At 77.1% G+C, this 2,704-nt stretch carries 1 protein-coding gene; it reads right to left on the bottom strand.

From position 1 onward, the window contains the following. Positions 1-2,704: type I polyketide synthase (locus tag AA75_RS22075; RefSeq protein ID WP_033821906.1), on the bottom strand; the 2,704-nt coding region annotated here is incomplete at both ends.

Genomic DNA, 2,704 nt, shown 5'->3' with positions numbered 1-2,704 from the left:
CGGGCCGGCCGGGAAGGCGGCCCGCCAGTCCACCGGGACGCCGTGCAGGTGCAGGCGGGCCAGCGCCTCGGTGAAGCTCACCCGCTCCGGCCGGTCCGCGCGCAGTACGGCGGCCAGCGTGCGCGACCGCTCGGCGGGCGCACCCTCCGCCGCGTCCGCCGCGTCCTGCGCGTCCTGCGCGTCCTGCGCGTCCTCCAGACTCTCCGCGACGAGCGCGGTGAGCACCGGCCCGGGGCCCAGCTCCAGGTAGGCGGTGACCCCGAGGGAGTCCAGGGTGCGCACCCCCTGATGGAACCGGACCGCCTCGCGGATGTGCCGCACCCAGTAGTCGGGGTCGGCCAACTCCTCGGCCGTGGCAGGCGCTCCGGTCAGGTTGGAGACCACCGGCAGCCGCGGCACACCGTAGCTCAGCCCTTCGGCGACCGCCCGGAAATCCGCCAGCACGGCATCCATCTGCGGGGAGTGGAAGGCCCGGCCGACCTGCAGCAGCTTGGTGCGCCGGCCCCGGGCCCGCCAGGCCTCGGCGAGCCGGCGCACCTCGGCGCCGTCCCCGGAGAGCACCACCGAGCGGGGGCCGTTGACGGCGGCGATCGAGACCGCGCCGCCGGGGACGAGTTCGGCCAGCGCCTCGGCCTCGGTGGCCTGGACGGCAGCCATCGCGCCCCCGTCGGGCAGCGCCGACATCAGCCGGCCGCGCGCGGCGACCAGCCGCACGGCGTCCGGCAGGGAGAACACACCGGCCAGCTGGGCCGCGCTCAACTCGCCCACCGAGTGGCCGATCAGCTGGTCGGGGCGGACCCCGTAGGACTCGGCCAGCCGGTACAGGGCGAGGTGCAGGGTGAACAGGGCCGGCTGGGTGTACGCCGTGTCGTCCAGCAGCGCGGCGTTCGCGCTGCCCGGCTCGGCGAACAGAACCTCGCGCAGCGGCACGGCGAGCTCGGCGTCGAACAGCTCCGCGATCTCGTCCACCGTGGCGGTGAACACCGGCTCGGCGGCGTACAGTTCCCGCCCGGCGCCAGGGCGCTGGCTGCCCTGTCCGGAGAACAGCACCGCAGTCCTCGGGCCGGGCACGGCGGTGCCGCGCAGCAGGCCGGCGGCCTCGCCGCCCTCGGCCAGCGCACGCAGCCCGGCCAGCGGCTCGCCGAACAGCGCGGCCCGGTGCTCGAACTGCGTGCGGCCGACGGCCAGCGCGCGACCGAGGCCGGCGGTGTCCCGCTCGGCCACCGGCAGCAGGCGCTCGGCCTGGGCGCGCAGCGCGGCCTCGGTCCGCGCGGAGAGCAGCAGCGGCCCTTCCCCCTCGGGCGCGGCCTGCGGAGCAGCCTCGGTGACCGGCTCGGGTGCGGCCTCCAGGATCAGGTGCGCGTTGGTGCCGCTGATCCCGAAGGCGGAGACCGCAGCCCGGCGCGGGCGGCCGGACCCGGGCCAGGGCACCGTGCGGTCCACCACCCGCACGGCGCCCGCGCTCCAGTCCACGTGCGGCGAGGGCGCGTCCAGGTGCAGGGTCCCAGGCAGCTCGCCGTGCGCCAGTGCCTGGACCAGCTTGATCACCCCGGTCACCCCGGCCGCGGCCTGGGTGTGACCGATGTTCGACTTCAGCGAGCCGAGCAGCAGCGGCCGCTCGGCGGGGCGGTCCTGCCCGTAGACGGCCAGCAGCGCGCGGGCCTCGATCGGGTCGCCGAGCGCCGTCCCGGTGCCGTGCGCCTCGACCGCGTCCACCTCGCCGGGCGCCAGTCCGGCGGCGGCCAGTGCCTGCCGGATCACCCGCTCCTGCGCGGGGCCGTTCGGAGCGGTCAGCCCGTTGGAGGCGCCGTCCTGGTTGATCGCGCTGCCGCGCACCAGCGCCAGCACCCGGTGGCCGTTGCGACGGGCGTCGGAGAGCCGCTCCAGCAGCACCAGGCCGACCCCCTCGGCCCAGGCGGTGCCGTCGGCGGCGGCCGCGAAGGGCTTGCACCGCCCGTCGGCGGCCAGGCCGTGCTGCCGGCTGAACTCGGTGAACATGCCGGGCGCGGACATCACGGTCGCCCCGCCGGCCAGAGCCAGCTCGCACTCGCCGGACCGCAGCGCCTGCGCGGCCAGGTGGATCGCCACCAGCGAGGAGGAGCAGGCGGTGTCCACGGTGATCGCCGGGCCCTCCAGGCCGAGCGCGTAGGCGATCCGGCCGGAGGCCACCGAGGTGTGGGTGCCGGTCAGCGCGTGGCCCTCGTAGCCGTCGGCCGCCTGGTGCAGCCGAGGCCCGTACTCCGGCGGAGTGACGCCGACGAAGACACCGGTCCGGCTGCCGCGCAGCGCGGCGGGAAGGATGCCGGCCCGCTCGGTGAGCTCCCAGGCGGACTCCAGCAGCAGTCGCTGCTGCGGGTCGGTGGCGGCCGCCTCACGCGGGCCGAGGCCGAAGAAGGCGGCGTCGAAGGTGTCCGCGTCGTACAGGAAGCCGCCCTGGCGGGTGTAGGAGGTTCCGGGCCGCTCACCGTCCGGGTCGTAGAGCTCGTCCAGCTCCCAGCCGCGGTTCTCCGGGAACGGGCCGATGGCGTCCCGGCCGGAGCGCAGCAGCTCCCACAGCTGCTCGGGGCTGTCCGCGCCGCCCGGCCAGCGGCCGCTCAGACCGACGACGGCGATCGGGTCCAGGTCCGCGCCGGCCGTCGGCGCGGCGGCGGGCCCGGCGGGCGCCGTGGTGCCGGCCCCCGGAGCGGCCAGGTGCTCGGCCACC

It is taken from the genome of Kitasatospora sp. MBT63, from assembly GCF_000710465.2.
In the GTDB taxonomy this organism is placed as follows: Bacteria; Actinomycetota; Actinomycetes; order Streptomycetales; family Streptomycetaceae; genus Kitasatospora.
This window is presented reverse-complemented; position numbering and strand designations above follow the sequence as displayed.